The following is a 21,036-nucleotide window of genomic DNA, read 5'->3' as shown; positions in this document are numbered from 1 at the left end:
AAGAATAACGTGGGGCAAGCGATATTTTATTACAGGCCGGTAGGTGTGCACTCTTTATGCAATAAATTGTAATTTTGTGCGAAATTCTTCTATGGCCAACTCAAATACTACTACTAGAGCCCAAGAATCTACTAACGCCATAGAGCGTTTGTATATAACCATGCGCCATCTTTTTAATAGAGGCTTTTATAAACCGACGGGGGTATCTGGCGAGTCATTGAAAAATGCCCTTTTACAGCTGCGACCTGAAATCTATGGCTCTATTGCCGAAGATAAGGCCGAACTGAGCGGTTTGACCTATGTTTTGGAAAGACTTCCTAAAGGTATAGAACAGTGCAGATTTATCAACCTAACCTCTGACGAGGGTTACGGACATTCGCATTTCGAACCTATCATTCCGCCAAAAAGAAGAAGAAACTGCTATCGCATCGATGATGAGCAAATGAATATTGAAATTACGCGTGGGCGATCTGATATTTACGATATTCTTACCCATTTGACCTTCCTATTTATCGAATCTGAAAAAATAAGCAAGAAGGTACTCATTGAAGAATCGAACAAAACAATTAGAGATTGGGCCAAGCTAGAAGAAGCTGTTAAGAAAGACGAGCTTACCCAGGCAGAAAGAGAGGTTGCCATCATACATGCCGCAAATATCTTGGGAAGATCATTCGTTGAAATAATGGCCGTTCACGAATACTTTGCCACCGAAGAAGAGCCAGAAAGATTTCTTGAAATCATATATTGGTTAGGAAAGCTGGCCATAGAGGAAGAAGTAACCGGAGAGAAGAGAGCCATAACCTTTAGCCTTTTGTTGCGAGAACGGTTGGGCCATCACATTCATGGCGAACGTTGGGCCAACACTATAAAGGAGAGCCTTTACAAAAACGGAATTATCAACCGACCCTTGCATATTATAAGTGCTAATATGCACAGTGTTATGAACTCATTGTTTGCCAAAAGGGCATTGTCAAAAGAGTTTCCCGAAGGAGAGTCACTGAAAATCTATGAGGCACTTAGTTCTTCGGCCAATGGAAAGTTGAGAAAAAAAGTGACCAATTTGGCCCAGAAAAACGGCATGATAGCCATAGACGATTTCTCGGGCACCAATATAGACATTCAAATATTCGATACGGCAAAGTTTACAGATGATGCTTGTTGTTATCAGTTGCCAAGTCATATCAAGCTAGAGGAAAAACCCGTTATATTTGTAATGGACTATGCCTTTGGAGAACAGGCTTACGAAACGATTGACGAGTTGTTAAAGCCCTTTTCGGAAGATGGTAAAGATTCTATTTATTTGAATGTATCTTCCATTTCAATAATGGGAAAAGCGGGAATTCTAGACGGAGGAAAAGGTGATCTAATGATTCCTTCTGCCCATATTTTTGAGGGAACTGCAGATAACTATCCCTTTCAAAATGAGCTATGTGCAGATGATTTCAAAGGTCACGGGTTAAAAGTATTTGAAGGCACTATGGTCACCGTTTTGGGAACATCGCTGCAAAATAAAGACATACTATCGTTCTTTCATGATTCAACTTGGAATGTGATTGGCCTGGAAATGGAAGGAGTTCATTACCAAAAGGCAATACAGTCGGCATCGAAAATACGAAAGAGCATTAGCGACGATATAAAAGTACGTTACGCCTATTACGCTAGTGATAACCCTTTGGTTACAGGAAGCACCCTAGCCTCTGGAGGCTTGGGCACTACGGGTGTAAAACCAACCTATTTGATAACAGATAAAATATTAGGGCAAATTTTTAATTCATAACCATATGGCGGATAATCAACCCACCAAAACGACCAATTCCGATGAGATAGATTTAGGCCAGTTGCTTAAAATGATAGGTAATGGGTTTAATCGAATAGGCGATGCTTTTCTGAGAACTTTTCTCTATTTGAAAAAGAATGTTATTAAGCTAGCTGCCCTTGTAGTTATCGGTCTTCTTATTAGCTATTTGCTCAGCTCTTTGGTGGATAAAAAACTAAAGACAGAGGTTATGATTATGCCTAATTTTGATAGCAAAGATTATGTCTACGATGTAATAGAAGAAATACAATCAAACATAAGGTCAAGAGATTCGAGTTTTTTTGAGAATTTTAGCATTGACGTTGCTGACTTAGAGGGTTTTGATTTAGAGATAGAACCTATCACTGATCCCGAAGACGCCAAAGAGGATGTAGAGCAAGACTTAATGTATCTCGAACTTTTACAAGGTTTCAAAGAAGAGAGTTTTGCCGTTGATATAATGAGAAGGGTTTTGACCAGAAAAAACATCGTGGCTCATAGAATAACTTTCACCTATGTAAATGCCCAGACAGGCACTGAATTGTCAAAGAAAATATTGAATTATATCAACACTAATGAATACTTTCAAGAGGTAAAGAATGCCTTTAGAGAAAATGCGAAAATGAGAATTGACCAAAACACGGTGCTTATAGGTCAGATAGACAACCTCATATCTGGATATTCGCAGACCATGTTACAAAATAAAAAAGAAAGCTCAGGGTCTATTTATTTAGAGAATGAAAGTGCATTGAATATAAGTTCATTGTTGACCTTAAAAAACAGGTTTGTAAAGGAGATAGAAGAGAAAAAGCTTGAGTTGTCAGAGCAGAAAGAAGTGTTGAGTATACTTAATATGGGTAAAACGCAACAGGTGCGTAAACCGTTATTTAACAACAACTTTGTATTAATACCACTAAGTCTGGTGGTTTTATTTTTCATTGTCTCGTTTTTGATATATCTAAACAAAAGGGCTAGCAGACTTGACGTGAAGAATAATTAAATGAAAACTCAAAAAATTCTTATTACAGGTGGCGCTGGTTTTATTGGGAGTAATTTTATACCGTATTTTCTTCAAAAAAACAAAAGTGTTGATATAATTAATCTAGATAAGCTCACCTACGCTGGAAACCTTCAAAATCTTCAAGAAGTTGAAAAATCTGACCGGTATGAATTTTATGAGGGAGATATTTGCGATGATATTTTATTAAACGAGATATTTATAGCCAATGATATTACCGGCATTATTCATTTCGCAGCGGAGTCGCATGTAGATAATTCGATTTCCGGCCCTAGCGCTTTTATCAAAACTAATATTAGAGGAACTTTTTCTTTACTGGAAGCTGCTCGAAAAAATTGGTTAAGTAAAGAGCAAACCCCCAATCCTTTTGTCTCTAGTCGTAGATTCTTGCATGTTTCTACCGATGAGGTTTTCGGTAGCCTTGGTCAAGATGGTTTTTTTACAGAAGAAAGCCCCTATAGACCTAATAGCCCTTATAGTGCTTCAAAAGCTTCATCTGATTTTTTGGTTAGAAGTTACCATCATACCTATGGTCTTAATACACTCATAAGTAATTGTTCGAATAATTATGGCCCCAAGCAGCATGGTGAAAAGTTGATTCCTACAATCATTCGTAAGGCCCTGAACAAAGAACCTATTCCGATTTATGGTGATGGAAAAAATGTAAGGGACTGGCTTTATGTTATGGATCATTGTGCCGCGCTGAGCTTGATTTATCAAAAAGGGCAGCCCGGTGAATCCTATGTTATTGGAGGAAACAATGAGTGCAGTAATATACATATTGCTAAAGAGGTATGTCAGATTTTAGATGAAGAGATGCCATTATCTATTGGTAGCTATTCGAACCTAATTACTTTTGTCAAAGACAGACCAGGTCACGATTTTAGGTATGCTATAGATGCCTCAAAAGTTGAAAATATTCTGGATTGGAAATCAGAGACAAATTTTTCTGAAGGTTTAAGAAAAACGATAAAATGGTATATTAATCGATTGGAGTTGTAGAAAACTATCTTCTCACCCAGTCAATTTAAAGATTAATAAAGGCATGAAAGGAATTATACTTGCAGGAGGAACAGGGTCAAGGTTGTTTCCGTTAACATTGGCCTTGAGCAAGCAGTTGATGCCTATTTATGATAAACCTATGATTTATTATCCCCTTGCAACACTTTTATCTGCGGGAATTAGGGAAATACTGATTATCACAACCCCAAAAGATTTAGAGCTTTTTAGACATTTGCTTAAAGACGGAAACCAATTAGGGTGTAGATTTTCGTATGCTGTGCAAGAATCTCCTAAAGGTCTTGCAGAAGCTTTTATTATTGGAAAAGACTTCATTGAGAACGATAAGGTTGCCCTTATATTAGGGGATAATATATTTTATGGCTCTGGATTATCCGATTTGTTGAAGCAGAATAATGATCCGCAAGGAGGTATAATCTATGCATATCACGTTCAAAACCCTGAAAGATATGGTGTAGTTGAGTTCGATGAGAAGGGAAAGGCGATTTCTATTGAGGAGAAACCTGAAAATCCGAAATCGAATTATGCCGTTCCGGGTATTTATTTTTATGATAATGAGGTTGTACACATTGCACAAGAAGTTAAGCCTAGCAAAAGGGGTGAACTGGAAATTACTGATATCAATAGAGAATATTTGAATATGGGCAAACTTCAGGTTTCAGTAATGGATAGAGGAACTGCGTGGTTAGATACGGGTACTTTTCAGTCACTAATGCAGGCATCACAGTTTGTGCAGGTGATTGAAGAACGTCAAGGTCAAAAAATTGGGGCTATAGAAGAAGTGGCTTTTGAAATGGGCTACATTGACAGGCGTCAGCTAGAAAAACTAGCCAAACCCCTTATGAACAGTGGTTATGGAGATTATTTGATGAGGTTAATTGAAGGATAGTGCAATGAAAATGATAGAAACAGGCCTGGCCGGATGTTTTCTCGTAGAACTTATCGATTTTGAAGATGAACGAGGTTGCTTTTTTGAGAGCTTTCACAAAAAGAAGTTTGTAGAAGCTACCGGTCTTGATATTGATTTTGTTCAAGACAACGTGTCCATTTCGAAAAAGGGTGTTCTTAGGGGCTTACATTATCAGAAGGGAGATGATTCTCAGGCGAAATTAGTTCAGGTTATTAAAGGAAAAGTACTTGACGTAATTCTGGATTTACGCAAAGAAAGCGAAACCTATGGAGAATACAGAAAATACCTTTTGTCAAGTACTAATAAAAGACAAATTTTTATACCGAAAGGTTTTGCTCACGGTTTTGTAACACTGAGCGAAGAGGCAATTTTTTGCTACAAATGCGATTCTTTTTATAATTCCCAATCGGAATCAGGTGTAAGATTTGATGATTCTCAATTAAACATAGATTGGGAATATTCACATGATGATTTGATAATTTCAGAAAAAGATAGGCAACTACCTTATTTAAAAGACTTATTTAAATGATTTCGGTTTTAGTTACTGGTGCTTCAGGCCAGCTAGGTGAATCAATTAGGGCGATTAAAGATTTGTATCCTACTCTAAAATTAGTTTTTAAAACCTCAAAAGAGCTCAACATCACTAAACCCCAAGAAATAAACCAAGTCTTTTGCAGTCAGACATTTGATTATTGTATCAATTGTGCAGCATACACCAATGTTGAGGAAGCAGAGAAAAACCAAGAGCTTGCGTATTTGGTTAACTCTACAGGGGTCAAATTTCTTTCTGAAACCTCTTTACGTTATAATACAGTTTTGATTCATGTTTCTACGGATTATGTGTTCGATGGGAAAAAGGAAACACCTTACACTATTTCTGATACAACCAACCCTATAAATGTGTATGGAGCTTCAAAATTAGAGGGAGAATTAGCCGTTCAAAACTTGTTAAAGCGATATTTCATAGTCAGAACCTCGTGGCTCTACTCTTTACATGGGAATAATTTTTACACAACTATTATAAAAAAAGCGCGAAGGGGAGAAACGCTTTCTATAACCAATTCCCAAAAAGGATCACCAACAAACGCGCACCATCTAGCTTCCTATATTTTGGATATGATTAAAGAGAAAAACAATGATTTTGGAATCAAACATTATACCGATGGTGAAATACATACTTGGTACACCTTTGCAATACAAATTTTAAAAGATAACTCTTTGCTCGATGAAGTAGAAATTCAAAAAGTGCAGAATTATCGTACTTTTGCTCGTAGACCGAAGTATAGTGTTCTAGAAACCCACCTCTAATTATACCCTAAATGCCAGATAAAGAATATTTTGCTCACGAAAGCGCAGTTGTTGATGTAGGCTGTATCATTGGAAAAGGAACAAAAATTTGGCATTTTTCCCATATTATGTCAGATTGTGAGCTAGGTGAAATATGCAATATTGGGCAGAACGTTGTGATATCTCCTAAAGTCAAACTTGGAAATAATGTTAAGGTTCAGAACAACGTGTCAATATACACAGGAGTGACTTGTGAAGACGATGTTTTTCTAGGTCCTTCAATGGTATTTACCAATGTTATAAATCCTCGCAGCGCAATTAATAGAAGAGGGGAGTATGCATCTACTATCGTAAAGAAAGGGGCTTCAATAGGTGCTAATGCTACCATTGTATGTGGTAACGATATAGGTGAATATGCCTTTATTGGGGCAGGCGCCGTTGTGACCAAAGATGTGCCAGCCTTTGCATTATTGGTTGGTAATCCCGCCAAACAAATTGGTTGGGTAGGTGAATACGGGCATCGTTTGGAATTTAATGAGAAAGGCATGGCACAATGCACTGAAAGTAAACAAGAATACCGATTGGTAGATAATCAGGTAACTCGAATAAAATAATGAATATAGATTTTGCAAACTTGACCAAAGCATATCAAGTGAGAGAAGAGGAATATCTCGCTGCCACCAAAGATGTGATGTCTTCTGCCCGCTATATTTTGGGAAAAGAAACAGAAGAACTAGAGAGTAGCTTGGCCCGATTTACAGGGTCAAAGTATGCACTTGGAGTATCTTCTGGCACAGATGCTCTATTGCTGGCGATGATGGCCTTAGGAATTCGAGGTGGAGATGAAATAATAACCACTCCTTTTACCTTCATAGCAACAGCTGAAACCATAGCTTGTTTGGGTGCAAAACCGGTTTTTGTCGATATAGATGAAGCGACCTTTAACATAGATGCCTCGCTGATTGAAAATGCGATAACGGAAAAAACCAAGGCGATTATGCCAGTTTCCCTATATGGTCAAATGGCCGATATGGATCAAATTAATACCATTGCTGCAAAACATAATCTTGCTGTGATTGAGGATGCTGCCCAAAGTTTCGGTGCGCTATATAAGGGTAAGAGAAGCTGTTCTTTATCGACTATTGGCTGTACTAGCTTTTTCCCTGCAAAGCCTTTAGGTTGTTTTGGTGATGGTGGAGCGGTTTTCACTAACGACAGCGAACTCCATGAAAAAATGAAGGCAATGCGTGTACATGGTCAAGTAAAGAGATACACCCATAAATATATCGGCATGGGGGGCAGACTTGACAACCTACAATCGGCTATTTTGAACGTAAAGTTGCGTTACTATGAAGAAGATATCTCAAGAAGAAAGCAAGTAGCAAATCATTATTCAGATCTATTGGCAGACGTGGTTCAAACCCCTCAGGTTATTGAGGATAGAAGTTCGGTTTGGGCGCAGTATACAGTTCGGGTACAAAAGCGGGATAGAGTTCAGGCTAAACTGAAAGAAAGCGGTATTCCAACCGCAGTACACTACCCAATACCTATGCATTTGCAAGAATGCTTTAATTATTTAGGATACAAAAAGGGAGATTTCCCAGTCAGTGAGAATTGTGCAGACGAGGTCATGAGCTTACCTATGAATCCGTATTTGACAATAGAAGAAATAGAGTATATAACTACCAACCTAAAAGAATTAGTTTAATGAAGAATTTCGCATTGATTGGGGCTGCGGGATATATTGCACCCAGGCACATGAAAGCTATTAAAGACACTGGAAATAATCTATTGACCGCTTTTGACAGAGGGGATAGTGTAGGAATAATCGACTCTTATTTCCCAAATGCAGATTTTTTCGTTGAGTTTGAGCGCTTTGACCGTCATATAGAGAAACTAAAGTATGAAAAAGAGACTTATTTGGATTATGTGAGTATCTGTTCGCCAAACTACCTTCATGACGCACATATTCGTTTTGCCCTTAGAAGTGGTGCTGACGCCATCTGTGAAAAGCCCTTGGTTCTGAACCCTTGGAATGTAGATAAACTAAAACACGTCGAAGAAAAAACAGGAAAGAATATTTTCTGCATTCTACAGCTGAGGGTGCACCCCAGTATTATTGCCCTAAGGGAAAAGGTTAAAAATGCATCCAAGGACACCAAATTCGAAGTGGATTTAACATATTTGACTTCTAGAGGTCATTGGTACCATACCTCTTGGAAAGGTGATAAATCTAAATCTGGAGGAATTGCTACCAATATTGGTGTGCATTTTTATGACATGCTTTCGTGGATTTTTGGAGATATTCAAGAAAATATTGTACACGTTCATGAAGATGATCGCGCCGCTGGATATTTAGAGTTTGAAAATGCTAGGGTAAAATGGTTCCTTTCTATAAATTCTAAATATTTGCCTAAAGAAATAAAAGAAAAAGGGCAAACCACCTTCCGCTCCATTACCATTAACGGAGAGGAATTGGAGTTCAGCGGGGGCTTCACCGATTTGCATACCATGGTGTACAAAGATATTTTGGCCGGAAAAGGGTACGGTGTTGATGCCGCCAGAACAGCCATTGAAATTGTACATGATATCAGGGCTGCAAAGCCTGTGGGCCTAAAAGGGGAGTATCATAGGTTTGCAGCCGATACTCAATTATAGTTTTTTATAAAGGAAGTTTATGAAAATAGTTACGGTTATTGGAGCAAGACCTCAGTTTATCAAAGCCTCATCTTTAAGTAGGGAAATAGGCAAAAGACAAGGTATAGATGAGGTTATTGTACACACAGGTCAGCATTTTGATAAGAATATGAGCCACATATTTTTTGAGGAAATGAAAATACCTGAACCTAGATACAACCTTAACATCAATAGTTTAAACCATGGAGCCATGACCGGCAGAATGTTGGAGGAGATAGAAAGTATAATGCTAAAGGAAACCCCAGATTGGTTAGTGGTGTATGGGGATACTAATTCTACAATATCAGGAGCTTTGGCAGCTAAGAAGCTACATATTAAAGTGGCTCATGTAGAGGCGGGTCTAAGGTCTTTTGATATGCGTATGCCGGAGGAAGTGAATAGGATTTTAACTGATCAAATCAGTGATATCCTTTTCTGCCCTACAGAGGTTGCGGTAAAAAACTTGGAGGCAGAAGGTTTTGGTGGCAAAAAAGTGAAAATCTCCCTTTCAGGGGATATCATGTTCGATAGTGCCTTGTATTACAGGCAGAAAATGAAACGGCCCGAGGGAATCGACCCTAACCAAACACCCATTTTGGTTACCATACATAGGCAGGAAAATACAGATGACCTACAGAGGCTCAAGAATATATTGGATGCTTTGAACGGCTTGGCAAAAGAAGGTGAAAAACTTATTTGGCCAATTCACCCTAGAACCAGGAAAATTATAGAAAAGCAGGGCTGGACTATAGACTTTGATTGTATAGCTCCCGTGGGTTACCTAGAAATGTTGTATTTATTGGAAAAATGTTCCATGGTAATTACGGATAGTGGAGGCCTGCAAAAGGAAGCCTATTTTTTTAATAAATACTGCCTTACACTAAGAGATAGCACCGAATGGGTTGAATTGGTGGAAAATGATGTGAACAGCCTTATAAATGTAACAGAGCCTCAGCTAAAAGAACGTTTAAGAGCATATTTGAATCAAAAAATTGATAATTCCAATTATTTATATGGAAAAGGACAATCTGCTGCTCATATTTTGGACGATTTGGTCAATTATTCTAAAGAATGAAGCAGAAATTTCTATATGAATGCCCCTGTTATGAGGTAACGTCTAAAAAAGATGTAGAGGATTTTTTATTGTCTAAACTGGAAAAGGAAGAAGGAGGCTATACGGCGGCAATAAATGCTTTAAAACTTGTTTCCTATCACGAAAATCCTGTTACTAAAAAAGTAATTGATAGGGCTGTACTTCAAACTCCAGATGGCTTTGGGGCTCAATTAGCATTTAAATTAAAACATGGCTCGAAGGTTATGAAATTGGACCTTCCTGGTTTAGCCATGGAACTTTGTCAAAAGCATAATTTGAGGCTATATTTTTTGGGAACGACCGAGGAGAACAACTCGGCAGCAGTAGAAAAAGCTCGTAAAATTTATCCAGGCTTGAATATTGTGGGGAATATGAGCGGGTTTTTTGATAGTCAGGATAAAGTTGAAAGCGAACTTCAAAGAACAATGCCACATATTGTAATGATTTCCATGGGCTCACCTCGCCAAGAAATTTTAAGTGAAAAATTACACTCTAAATTCCCGCAAATTATTTTTGTAGGTAGTGGAGGCAGAATGGATATTTTGGCAGGAAAACTTAAAAGAGCGCCTAAATGGATGCAGAACAATGGCTTGGAATGGTTATATAGATTCCTTCAAGAACCCAAAAGAATGTTTAAAGGCCAAGTGATTGGGGGGTTTAAGTTTTTTAAGCTATTACTAAGGGGATAAAGAATGATAGTTTATTTGAATATCTCTATTCTTTCTTTAAGTTTTGAGCTTCTTGCCTTCGGACATCTAATTCGAATAGACTAAAATAATCATTGTGATCATAAAAGATTATAAGAAGGCGCTAACCTCTCTTTCATGGCTTTGGATAGGCTCTTTACTTGGCAGTGGAAGTACCTTTTTGACTTTTATTCTTGTTGCAAGGGAAATTGGGCCCGAGGCCTTTGGAATATTCTCTTCAGCAATAGCCACAATAAACTTTTTCACGTTATTGGCGGGGTTTGGTGTTTCCCAAGCTTGGCTAAAAATTTATGGTAAAGAAGGATGGGGAGGGGTTGATTGGATGAGCTCGTCCTTCAAATTTGTGTTGTATTCCCTAGTTTTAATTACAATTTTTCTTTTGTTTTTGGCTAATTTACCCATTCAAGACGAGAACTCCTCTAAAATTATACAAATTCTTGTTATATATATATATGGGTTCATTTCAGTAGAGCTTGTTACATCAAAATTGCAGTTAGAAGAGTCTTTTAAAAGTCTTTCTGTTTGGAAACTATTTCCAAATTTACTAAGGTTAATTATCACTATTACATGTATTTATATCTTGCAATCTAAGTTTAATGTAGTATTGTTGGCTTGGATTTATGCATTCATAGGTTTAATATCTTTCTTTCTAGCCCTTCCCCATTTTAGGACTCTGATTTATGGAAAGCTACAACTAAAAGGACATGCTTCATTCAAGAGTTCAGAAACAAGAAAAATTTCTGTCCTTCAAGTATTTAATGAGTCTTGGCCGTTTGGGTTTGCAAATTTATTCGCTTTTGTTTATGTACAGAGCGACTTAATTATGGTCAAATATATGTCAGGAAACGTTGAGGCTGGTTACTACAATGTCGGATATGTAATTTTGACAGCAACCTTGGTTATTCCAACTATGTTGTTCGGCAAGTTTTTGCTCCCAAAATACCACCGTTGGTCAAATCACGATACCGAGAAGTTCAAAAATGTTTATAGAAAGAGCAATCAAATTATGATTGGAACAGGAATTCTTATCATGATTTTAATAGTTCTTTCTTCAAGGTGGGTGGTGCCTGGATTATTTGGGACTGAATATGTGGGTTCGGTTAAATTGGTGAAAATTTTATCACTAACTATACCTATTTCTTTTTTAATGTATAGTGTTGGTGCTACATTGGTTACGAACGAACATATGAAAATGAAGGTTTTTATGATGGGGGTAGTAGCTTTAATAAATGTAGTTCTTAACTTAATGCTCATACCTTATTATGGGGCTGTTGGGGCGGCTGCTTCAACAATTCTGAGTAATATTTTACTGTTATTGCTTTATCTTTGGGGTGCCAAGAATAGAGTGTTTAATAATCGTTTTTCAAGTGAATGAGGAGTATTTGGAATAATTTTTTAAGACAGAAGGTAAGAAGCGTTTATAGATTGATAGAAGGTCTAAAGGGTTTTTTATATGATTATAAGAGGTTTTTCTTGTATGGAGGGTGGAAAGAGGATTTGTATGAGTACGAGACGAGAAATTATAATTTGGCAATGGCCTACCATGGATTGGAGAAAAGCTTAAGTTATAAGCGACGAGACCCTAAGTCTGGTTGGAGTAATGCTGAAAGAGTGATTTTTAGATTGAAGATTGCAAAAAAGACTAAGGAATTTGGTTATCACGACGTGGCTGCAAGTCAAGTTTTATATAAGTTTTTAACTTTGCCAGCTAATAAAGATAATCCGAGAGGAAAGGAGATGCTTTCTTTTCTTGAGACTCTGGATTTATTTTCATCCGAAACGCATGGTTCCATAGAAAAAACAAACTTGGATTTTGCGCAAGGACAAATTCCAAATCCAGAATCCTTTTTTCTTAGTAGATATTCTCTTAGAGAATATAGGCCGAACCAAATTGTAGATATAGAAACTGTCGAAAGAGTAATTCGATTGGCGATGAAAACTCCATCTGTATGTAACAGGCAAGAATGGCACGTTTATCACTCTGATACTAGAGAAACTATTGATTTGGCATTAAAATTTCAGAATGGAAATAAGCCCTTCGGGAATAAAATCCCTAATTTGTTTATAGTTACAACAGATCTCAAAGCGTTTTTCGCCGGATCTGAGCACTACCAACATTGGATTGATGGCGGCCTATTTTCCATGTCAATAATGTATGCGCTTCATTCTATTGGTTTAGCCTCTTGTCCTTTAAATTGGAGTCAAACACCAAAAGCAGATAAAGCAATCCGGAAGGCACTGGATATTAAAGACAGTCACACCATAATGATGATGATTGGTTTTGGTTACCCAGATAAAGACAATAAAGTTTGTAGCTCTACTAGAAGGCCTATAAATGAAGTTTTAAGTAATCTACAAAAGAAATGAAAATAGCGTTAGTCACAATACATAATGTTACAAATTACGGAGCTATACTACAGGCGTATGCCACTAAAATTGCACTATCAAAATATGGGGAGGTCACTGTTGTAGACTATCAGAACCAATACTTGAATAAGAATATGCACAAAGTTAGGTTTGAGGCCTCTGTTCATGGTATAAAGATGCTTGTACATGATTTACTCAATCTGCTTTGGAGAACCAGACTATTGTCTAGGTTTAAACATTTTACTGACACGAACCTAAATTTAACAGCCACCTTAGGGGACAAGGATCTTTTGGAAGGTAAGTTAGGTAAATTCGACATTTATGTATGTGGCAGTGATCAAATTTGGAATCCAGTAGTTGTTAGCCCAATCGATAAAATAGACCCTATTTTCTTTTTATCCTTTGCACCCGACGAAGCCAAAAAGTTTTCATATGCATCTAGTATTGGTCATCACTATTTTACCCAAGAAGAAAAACAGCAGGTACAATCATTATTAGATAATTTTGATATGATTTCCGTAAGAGAAAGTGATGGTAAGAAGAAATTAGAAGAGTTATTGCCTGACAAAAAGATTTTTCATGTTGTTGACCCAACGCTTATTCTACCTAAAAAGGAATGGTTTTCTCTATTCAATGTCCAACAGAACAATGAAAAGTATATTTTGGTCTATTCTGTGCCAAGGACAGAACTTATCAAGAAAGCAATTGGCTATTTCTCTCAAAAAATGGGCTTAAAAATCGTTGCAATCGATAGAATGTTTTTCCCTATCGGAAAAATCGATAAACATGTAAGGGATGCCGGCCCCAATGAATTTATCCAACTTTTTGCAAATGCAAGCTTCATAATTACTGATTCATTCCATGGCTCATGTTTTTCTGTAAATTTTGAAAAACCTTTTGCCTGTATTTCTGCTAATAAAGGCGCTAATCGTCAAGAAAGCCTATTAAGGCTATTGAATATAGATAACAGAATAATGTACAAGGAGGAGGATTTTGAATCTCTTGATTTGGAGGTTGATTATGATGAAGTAACTCCAAAACTTGAAAAGATTAGAAATGAATCACTTTCATTTATTGAAGCTGCCATCAAGGTATAATAAAGTAGTGTTTTTTATATAGCTTTTAACGTACATTAGAGAGAACAGGATTCCTATAAATATAGCCGACATTCCGGAGCCGAATACGTGACCGGCGAAAGTTGATATAATTATTAATATAATTACCATCATTAAAATGAGATTGGCATATGGGCGCCTGTTGGTTCTATGAAACACTTTTGCCTGTACCAGTACAAAAGCGAGCATAGTAATGAAAACAAACAGGCCCAACACGCCATAGGCAAAAAAAATATCCATTATATCCATTTCGACCACCTTAGAATTGTTCAAGAGCTCAAATTTGGTCTGGCCGACCCCAATTATTTTCTCTATAAAATTGTATTCGTTTAAATAGACCTCGAAAGAGTTGTCCAAAAAGACATTTCTACTTGAAAGTATAAAGGTCCAAAAGTCGAGTTTTTCATAAAAAAATTCAATTCTTACCATAATTGCTGAATTTGTTATGAATTGCCATGAAAACAAGAGAGCCAATGGTAATAGGCACATAGCGCCTACAATCAAAGGAAAGAACCTCTTTAAGTTCAACGATTTCCCTTGAAAGGGAATAATAAAAAACACCAGTAATATTCCCAGAATTCCAGTTTTAGAACTGATTGTTAATCCAGCCATAAGATTTAAAGCTAGAAAAACAAAGTACTTGGTTTTTAATCCTTTGTTCCATAAACGAAAGGCGATTATTGAGCAAAGGATTATCAATAAGGCGGATATTTCATTTCCGGCATAAAAATAACCCTTGCTCCCCATGCCCCCACTTTTGTATGCGGGGTACCCTAAACCTATGTACTTGACAAAAATGTTTAAAACTAAGACTACGTAGGAGAATTTTACCAATGATAGCATGAGGGGATAAATTTTATCCTTTGAATGTTTGAGCGCATCGACGAAAAACAAAAAGCAGATAAAGGGGGTAAGGTACTTAGAGATTTTTATAAAATCCAAAAAAACAGAACTGTCTTCGGGGTCATGAAATACTTGGTATATACTCGGGATTAGCAGAATAAAAATTACAATCGAGGCCGAAATAAACAGTTTTATGGTGAACAATAACCTAGTCAATAAAAGAGCTAAAATCACTAGTTTAAAGAGTTGACTAAAAGATATGGGCAAATTTATTCCGTTCATCAAAAGTATCCCATTTACCATATCAACGGGTAAAAATGCGAACATCAGAATAATTATTAAGGTATCTACCGTAGTAATCTTAAGCATCAAGAAGACTAAATTGTATGGGCCATAAAAGTAATATTATTTATTTATGTAACTTCCGACGGACTCTAAACTAATTTGGAACATTGTACCTTTATGTAATTTTAGCGGATACAAATCCAATATCCACTAAGGCAATCTTTAAGAACAGGCTCTAATGTCAATCATAGATCCAAAAGAGGCGGATAGGCTTCGTGCAAAATTTTTTGGTCGCAAAAACTCCTTTTTCTTCCGGGATGCAGGCGTAATTATGCTTTTTTTCTTTGCTTTTTTTCTTCCCCTATATACAGTCGCCAGTAATTTCTTTTTGATCGTTTTCATGGTTGTTATGGTATACGGTATAATTGAGGGTGGAGTAAGAAACAGAAGTGACAATGTAGGCTGGAAGATGCTAGTCTTCACTCCTTTTACGTTTTTTATACTGCATATAATAGGTCTTGGCTATTCAGAAAGCCCTGTTCTTGGACTCTCTTACCTTGAGAGAAGCCTGTCATTTTTATTGGTGCCGCTTATATTGCTTTTCGCAACCCCAAAGGAGATATCATTTTTAAGAGTAGTTTTTTTAAAAGGGCTGATTTTAGGTACGTCTATTTCTTTATTAGTTTTAATTACTACAAACTTGTATCGTTACTTTAGTGCCCAGGAATCCTTTCATATAGGTCTTGATTTGTTTGATTACTATCATACATATCTCAAGTTTACCCAACCCCTTAATCAACACCCTACATATTTGGGTGTATATTATTTAACGGCAATAATTTTTGCTGATGAAATCTTACATAATAGACAACTTAAATATATGGTGGTAGGGTTGTTTGGTCTAGGCTTTCTGTTTTTGAATTCACGTATAATTTTTATAATGCTTTTGTTGTTGCTTTTTTTCTGTTTGGCAAGAGCAGTAAAGAAGATGATTTTAGGTAGGAAGCTTTTAAAGCTGATTGTTTTGTCTTTTGCTTTTTTACTTGGAATTACAATGAGTATTGACCTTATTTCTAAAAGTTATATTGGTTCTCGGATAAGAAGTATTTTTAAGTTTGAAATGTCTTCGCAGACTGAAGTCAAATTTAATTCTCATTCTAAATCGAACCCTCGCATGGCGCGATATATTTCAGCAACAGAATTAATCAAAAACAGACCTTTTTTTGGATACGGTACAACCGGAGAGAGAATCAACCTGAAAAGGCAGTTTACAAAGGATGGACTTAATTTTGCCGTGGATCAAAACTATAATAGCCATAATCAATTTTTAGGTTATGCTGTGCGTTATGGAGTTATAGGTTTGGGTGCTCTTTTTTTCTTTTTCGGCGGTAATTTTTATTTGGCTTGGTCGAAAAGAAACAAACACTATTTATTCGTAGTTCTCCTAATTGCCTACGTTTGTCTTGTTGAGAATTATTTTGACCGTAATTTTGGTATAACTTTTAGCGCCGTTTTTTTTACAATCTTTTCCTATCAAAGTTTAATAGGAAAAAGAGCAATATAGTGCTTTAATATAGTTTAGTGTCTATGGGTCTTTTCCTTGTTTCCAACATGTATCCTTCCGAATCGGGTTTGAGGTATGGTATTTTTGTAAAAAGATTTGAAGAGGCTGTTCAAGAAGACTTTGAAATTAAGCTAATTGTCCTCACGAAAAAATATACTTTGATCAACAAGGTATTTGGTTACATGAAGCTTTTTTTTGGAATAGTCAGGCTATATTTTGTCGCAAATGGGAAAGATGTTGTTTACGTTCATTTCCCAACTTATGTAGCTCCCCTTTTATACCCGTTTATATGGAAAGGGATACCCTTGGTTATTAATTTTCACGGCAGTGACGCCGTACCCGATTCATTTCTCAAGAAATTTTTAATTGCGATATTGGGGCCGATAGTCAGAAAATGCCCGCAAGTAGTAGTGCCCTCCGAATCGTACCGGACCAAGATATGTCGTATGTTTAGAGTTGCGGAAGTTAAGGTTTTTGTCTACCCATCAGGGGGTGTTGATGCACAGGTTTTCCATCCTTTGGAAAAAGGAACTGATAATTTTACCATTGGTTTTGTCTCCAATTTTATAGAACAAAAAGGGTGGTTAGTTTTTCTTGAGGCTCTTAGTATCTTAAATAATCATTACAAACAAGTTAATTACGAAGTTGTAATGGTTGGTGATGGTCCGGATTTACAGAAAATTAAAGAAGAAATCGCCCGAAGAGGCTTGAAGGTTAATCTAATGGAAGGAATGAATCAATTTGAACTCGTTAGAATTTATAATTCATTAGATGTTTTTATTTTTCCGACTTATAGAGAAAGTTTGGGTTTGGTTGGCCTTGAAGCAATGATGTGTGCCGTACCCGTGATAGCAAGTGATGTTCAAGGGCCTTCGGAATACGTTATCGATGGTTACAATGGTTTTCTTTTTAAGAAAGGTAATGGTGAGGAATTGGCAAGTAAGCTATATCGATTTTATTCGTTATCGTCATCTGAAATAACAAGAATGAAAGAAAATTGTATAGTTACTTCTATGAAATTTGAAAGAAATAATATTAACAGAGAACTATTAAGGCATCTAAACAAGTTGACAGACTAAATAGTTCCAATGTTATATGATAACTTTATCGATACTTTGGAGTGGTTGTATATTCATGTTTAAGCAAAAGAGGCTCAACATCCAATTGTGGAATATTTAAGTTTGTTTGTTCTTTAAAGCGAGTTTTTGATAAATTCTTTTGTTTGGTTGTTAATAGGGAGTATCGGAACAGGATTTTGTTCTAACTACCTAAAGAGTAAGAGTCTTGAGAGCATACGTTTTCCTTATATAATGTGAATTCACCCATTTATTAAGATAGTCTCATTTTTAATTACCTTTAGTGCTTAAAAATGTTATTTAAACAATAGAAGTTGTATTTTCTTGAAACTGCCATATTGATTTTTATAGGTTCATTCTTGCTTACCTATTTTACTATGCCGAAGATAATTTGGGTAGTTGAGCGCAAGCGGCTAATGGATAGTCCTGACGAGAGAAGCTCTCATAGTCTAAAGACTCCTACAATGGGAGGGGTTGCATTTTTCTATACCTTGATTTTTGCACTTTTTTTTATACGGGGTAGAGATGTATTCGATGAAGCTATGTATCTTATACCTGGCATCACCATTATGTTTATCATAGGGCTTAAAGATGATTTAATTGTCATAACCCCCGGGGCTAAAATGTTGGCCCAGGTTGCTGCCATCTCATTCATTTTAGTAAACCCTAGCTTTACCATTCATTCGCTCAACGGCTTTTTGAATATAAATGAAATACCCTATTATCTATATTTGACAATAGGCGGGTTTATGATGTTGACGATTATCAATTCATACAATCTTATTGATGGCATTGATGGTTTAGCCTCAGTAGTTGGTATGGTTATCATGGTAATTTATACAACCATTTTTTACTTGACTGAGGAGTACTTTTTTGCGCTATTAAGCATTACAATGAATGCTAGTTTAATGGCTTTTTTGGGCTTTAATCTTTCTTCCGATAAAAAGATATTTATGGGAGATACAGGTTCTTTGATAGTAGGGTTTACGATTAGTGTTCTTACACTCAAGTTTTTAGCTTTGAGGCCTGTTGTCTATACCGACTTACCTTTTCTATTGGAAAATGCACCATTGATCGCTATAAGTATTCTTATAGTACCCTTATTTGATACAGCTAGGGTATTTGCTATTAGAATAGCCAATAAAAAAGGGCCTTTTTCCCCTGACCGCAATCATACCCATCATGTCTTAATTGATTACTGGGGTCTTTCTCATAAGCAGGCAAGCTTTATAATTGGTTGCTTTAATCTACTCTTTGTAATGCTCTTCATTGTATTGGGCAGCACTGCCAAGAACTTAGGTATGGTTATCATGCTAGTATCAGTAGTTATTGCGCTCGGATATATTTTCTTTAAGTACAATTATAATTTTGCAACTCTAAAGCAAAAAATCCTTTTGAGGAGAAAAGTAGAGCGGATAAAATCAAGGGTCGAGGATAAAAGTGGTAAGAAAAAGAAAGTTAAACCAAATGGCTCTTTTGTGCCTTCTGAAAATAGAAAGTCAATAGAAGAAGATCAACCGTTGGAGTCTCGAAAAAATGAAGATATTACTTACTAGCGTATTACACGCGGCACTACACTTCATTCCGGTTAAAGAATACTAATCAGAAAGTGCTCAAGTCGCCTTTAGCTATTTAATATTTATTCTGTTTCTTTCCTTTAATCCTTTGTCAAAACGTATTTTTGCGAAAACCAAAAAAGATTATGAATATCCTCATTTTGGGCTCAGGTGGCCGTGAACATACCATTACTTGGAAGTTAAGTCAATCTACAAAAGATATTGAATTATTCGTGGCTCCGGGTAATGCGGGTACAGCCCAAATCGCCAAAAACATACCGATTGGTGTAAATGATTTCGAAGGAATAAAAAAGATAGTTCTTGATAATAAAATCGATTTGGTAGTCGTAGGTCCGGAAGATCCTTTGGTCAATGGTGTTCATGATTATTTTTTGAATAACCAAGAAATCAGTCACATACCTGTCATTGGCCCACAAAAAGCCGCGGCGGAGTTAGAGGGCAGCAAAGATTTTGCCAAGCAGTTTATGATGCGCCACAACATTCCGACTGCGGAATACAAAAGCTTTACAAAAGAGAGCCTGAATGAAGGTTTAAGTTTTTTAGAAAGCTTGAATCCACCTTATGTTCTAAAGGCGGATGGATTGGCAGCTGGAAAAGGAGTTCTAATCTTGAATGATTTAGATGAAGCTAAGTCAGAGTTGACCAAAATGATGGTTGATCACAAGTTTGGTGCTGCCTCAAGTACCGTAGTCATTGAGGAGTTTCTTTCAGGTATCGAACTGAGCGTCTTTGTTCTTACCGATGGTTCGGGATATAAAGTACTTCCGACAGCAAAAGACTATAAAAGAATTGGAGAAGGAGACACTGGTTTGAACACGGGCGGTATGGGGGCCATATCCCCGGTTCCTTTTGCTGATAAATCTTTTATGGCTAAGATACATGACAGAATAGTAAAACCGACCGTAGAGGGCCTTAAAAAGGATAATCTACCCTATAAGGGGTTTATATTTATTGGGTTGATTAAAGTTGGCGAAGATCCCAAAGTAATAGAGTACAATGTAAGAATGGGCGATCCGGAAACCGAAGTCGTCATTCCAAGGATTAAAAACGACTTGGTCGATGTCTTGAATGCGGTAGCTGAAGAGAGGCTTGATGAAATAGAACTAGAAATTGATAATCGCTCGGCGACTACGGTAATGTTGGTTTCCGGTGGTTATCCGGAGGCATATGAAAAGGGAAAAATAATGTCGGGTTATGATTCAATTGAGGACTCCCTAGTATTTCATGCGGGCACCAAACTGGAGAATGGACAAGTAGTAACCAGCGGCGGTAGGGTAATGGCCGTAACCTCCTTTGGAAAAGACTTTAAGGAGGCCCTGAATCAATCTTACAAAAACGTCGAAAAGATTTCCTTTGAAGGAATGAACTATAGAAAGGACCTAGGGTTCGACCTATAAAACCATTATCTAAAGAAAATCAGATAAGGCGGATTCTATCTTGGAAATCCGTTTTTTATAGATAGGAATGAGAACTGATAGACTTATCTTCCTCGTTATTGTCGTTGTAATTCTTTAGCTGCATCATCCAATAAGCGAATCCTGCAAAACCGACCAACATAAATATCCAATTTAAGAAGTTGGCACCCCACCAACTTTCCATAAAACGAAGTTGGTCTAAAGGGTAAAACAGATAGTTTACGAACAAATCCTCTATTCCTCTAAAAAATGAAGTCATCTTATTACCTATATTTACCTGCAAAAATA

20 protein-coding genes are annotated in these 21,036 nt (G+C 36.7%); 18 read left to right on the top strand and 2 right to left on the bottom strand.

Going from position 1 to position 21,036, the window contains the following annotated elements; genetic code table 11:
• The first annotated feature begins 91 nt into the window (after positions 1-91).
• The 14 genes from IL356_RS03775 to IL356_RS03710 all read left to right on the top strand — a co-directional run bounded on the left by IL356_RS03775 (position 92) and on the right by IL356_RS03710 (position 13,970).
• Positions 92-1,777 carry a DUF6909 family protein gene (locus tag IL356_RS03775; RefSeq protein WP_121847133.1) on the top strand — a complete coding sequence of 562 codons (1,686 nt, stop codon included), beginning with the start codon at positions 92-94 and terminating at the stop codon, positions 1,775-1,777.
• Positions 1,778-1,781: 4 nt separating this feature from the next.
• The gene (locus IL356_RS03770; protein WP_121847134.1) at positions 1,782-2,795 is read left to right on the top strand and encodes a hypothetical protein; all 1,014 of its coding nucleotides are present in this window, start codon (positions 1,782-1,784) and stop codon (positions 2,793-2,795) included.
• Positions 2,796-3,815 carry a dTDP-glucose 4,6-dehydratase gene (gene rfbB / locus IL356_RS03765; RefSeq protein WP_121847135.1) on the top strand — a complete coding sequence of 340 codons (1,020 nt, stop codon included), beginning with the start codon at positions 2,796-2,798 and terminating at the stop codon, positions 3,813-3,815.
• Between the two features lie 43 nt (positions 3,816-3,858).
• Positions 3,859-4,722, top strand: coding sequence for a glucose-1-phosphate thymidylyltransferase RfbA (gene rfbA, locus IL356_RS03760; protein WP_121847136.1), 864 nt, complete (start codon positions 3,859-3,861; stop codon positions 4,720-4,722).
• Positions 4,723-4,726: 4 nt separating this feature from the next.
• Entirely contained in the window at positions 4,727-5,272 is a 546-nt protein-coding gene (gene rfbC / locus IL356_RS03755) for a dTDP-4-dehydrorhamnose 3,5-epimerase (RefSeq protein ID WP_121847137.1), read from the top strand.
• Entirely contained in the window at positions 5,269-6,051 is a 783-nt protein-coding gene (gene rfbD / locus IL356_RS03750; RefSeq protein WP_121847138.1) for a dTDP-4-dehydrorhamnose reductase, read from the top strand. The genes rfbC and rfbD overlap by 4 nt, the downstream gene beginning before the upstream one ends.
• An 11-nt stretch (positions 6,052-6,062) precedes the next feature.
• Positions 6,063-6,644: an acyltransferase gene (locus tag IL356_RS03745; protein WP_121847139.1), complete on the top strand. Its 582-nt coding sequence runs from the start codon at positions 6,063-6,065 to the stop codon at positions 6,642-6,644.
• Positions 6,644-7,738, top strand: a complete 1,095-nt coding sequence (locus IL356_RS03740) for a DegT/DnrJ/EryC1/StrS family aminotransferase (protein ID WP_121847140.1) — start codon at positions 6,644-6,646, stop codon at positions 7,736-7,738. The genes IL356_RS03745 and IL356_RS03740 overlap by 1 nt, the downstream gene beginning before the upstream one ends.
• A complete protein-coding gene (locus IL356_RS03735) occupies positions 7,738-8,688 on the top strand; it encodes a Gfo/Idh/MocA family protein (protein WP_121847141.1) in 951 nt (316 codons plus the stop codon). The genes IL356_RS03740 and IL356_RS03735 overlap by 1 nt, the downstream gene beginning before the upstream one ends.
• 19 nt (positions 8,689-8,707) lie before the next feature.
• Positions 8,708-9,781 (top strand): non-hydrolyzing UDP-N-acetylglucosamine 2-epimerase, encoded by a 1,074-nt coding sequence (gene wecB, locus IL356_RS03730; RefSeq protein ID WP_121847142.1) that lies wholly within the window; start codon positions 8,708-8,710, stop codon positions 9,779-9,781.
• Positions 9,778-10,488 (top strand): WecB/TagA/CpsF family glycosyltransferase, encoded by a 711-nt coding sequence (locus IL356_RS03725; RefSeq protein WP_121847143.1) that lies wholly within the window; start codon positions 9,778-9,780, stop codon positions 10,486-10,488. Before wecB ends, IL356_RS03725 begins: the two co-directional genes overlap by 4 nt.
• Before the next feature lie 94 nt (positions 10,489-10,582).
• Positions 10,583-11,881 carry a flippase gene (locus tag IL356_RS03720; protein ID WP_121847144.1) on the top strand — a complete coding sequence of 433 codons (1,299 nt, stop codon included), beginning with the start codon at positions 10,583-10,585 and terminating at the stop codon, positions 11,879-11,881.
• A gap of 158 nt (positions 11,882-12,039) precedes the next feature.
• Positions 12,040-12,873 carry a nitroreductase family protein gene (locus IL356_RS03715; RefSeq protein ID WP_225621377.1) on the top strand — a complete coding sequence of 278 codons (834 nt, stop codon included), beginning with the start codon at positions 12,040-12,042 and terminating at the stop codon, positions 12,871-12,873.
• Positions 12,870-13,970 carry a polysaccharide pyruvyl transferase family protein gene (locus tag IL356_RS03710; RefSeq protein ID WP_121847146.1) on the top strand — a complete coding sequence of 367 codons (1,101 nt, stop codon included), beginning with the start codon at positions 12,870-12,872 and terminating at the stop codon, positions 13,968-13,970. Before IL356_RS03715 ends, IL356_RS03710 begins: the two co-directional genes overlap by 4 nt.
• Here the strand turns inward: IL356_RS03710 and IL356_RS03705 are convergent.
• Positions 13,941-15,113, bottom strand: a complete 1,173-nt coding sequence (locus tag IL356_RS03705; RefSeq protein WP_225621439.1) for an O-antigen ligase family protein — start codon at positions 15,111-15,113, stop codon at positions 13,941-13,943. The genes IL356_RS03710 and IL356_RS03705 overlap by 30 nt on opposite strands.
• Positions 15,114-15,354: 241 nt before the next feature.
• Here IL356_RS03705 and IL356_RS03700 point away from each other — a divergent pair, with 241 nt between their 5' ends.
• The 4 genes from IL356_RS03700 (at position 15,355) to purD (ending at position 20,730) form a co-directional block, all read left to right on the top strand.
• Positions 15,355-16,680, top strand: a complete 1,326-nt coding sequence (locus IL356_RS03700; protein WP_121847148.1) for an O-antigen ligase family protein — start codon at positions 15,355-15,357, stop codon at positions 16,678-16,680.
• 23 nt (positions 16,681-16,703) lie between these two features.
• Positions 16,704-17,759 carry a glycosyltransferase family 4 protein gene (locus IL356_RS03695; protein WP_121847149.1) on the top strand — a complete coding sequence of 352 codons (1,056 nt, stop codon included), beginning with the start codon at positions 16,704-16,706 and terminating at the stop codon, positions 17,757-17,759.
• A gap of 374 nt (positions 17,760-18,133) precedes the next feature.
• Entirely contained in the window at positions 18,134-19,312 is a 1,179-nt protein-coding gene (locus IL356_RS03690) for an MraY family glycosyltransferase (protein WP_225621376.1), read from the top strand.
• 146 nt (positions 19,313-19,458) lie between these two features.
• Entirely contained in the window at positions 19,459-20,730 is a 1,272-nt protein-coding gene (gene purD / locus IL356_RS03685) for a phosphoribosylamine--glycine ligase (protein ID WP_121847151.1), read from the top strand.
• Between the two features lie 55 nt (positions 20,731-20,785).
• On the opposite strand, the gene IL356_RS03680 is transcribed toward purD, so the two are convergent.
• A complete protein-coding gene (locus IL356_RS03680; RefSeq protein ID WP_121847152.1) occupies positions 20,786-21,007 on the bottom strand; it encodes a DUF6341 family protein in 222 nt (73 codons plus the stop codon).
• Between the last annotated feature and the right edge of the window lie 29 nt (positions 21,008-21,036).

The sequence above is a fragment of the Euzebyella marina genome, assembly GCF_014855515.1.
Lineage (GTDB): Bacteria > Bacteroidota > Bacteroidia > Flavobacteriales > Flavobacteriaceae > Euzebyella > Euzebyella marina.
Note: the sequence above shows the minus strand (reverse complement) of the source record. Positions and strands in the feature narration are given on the sequence as shown.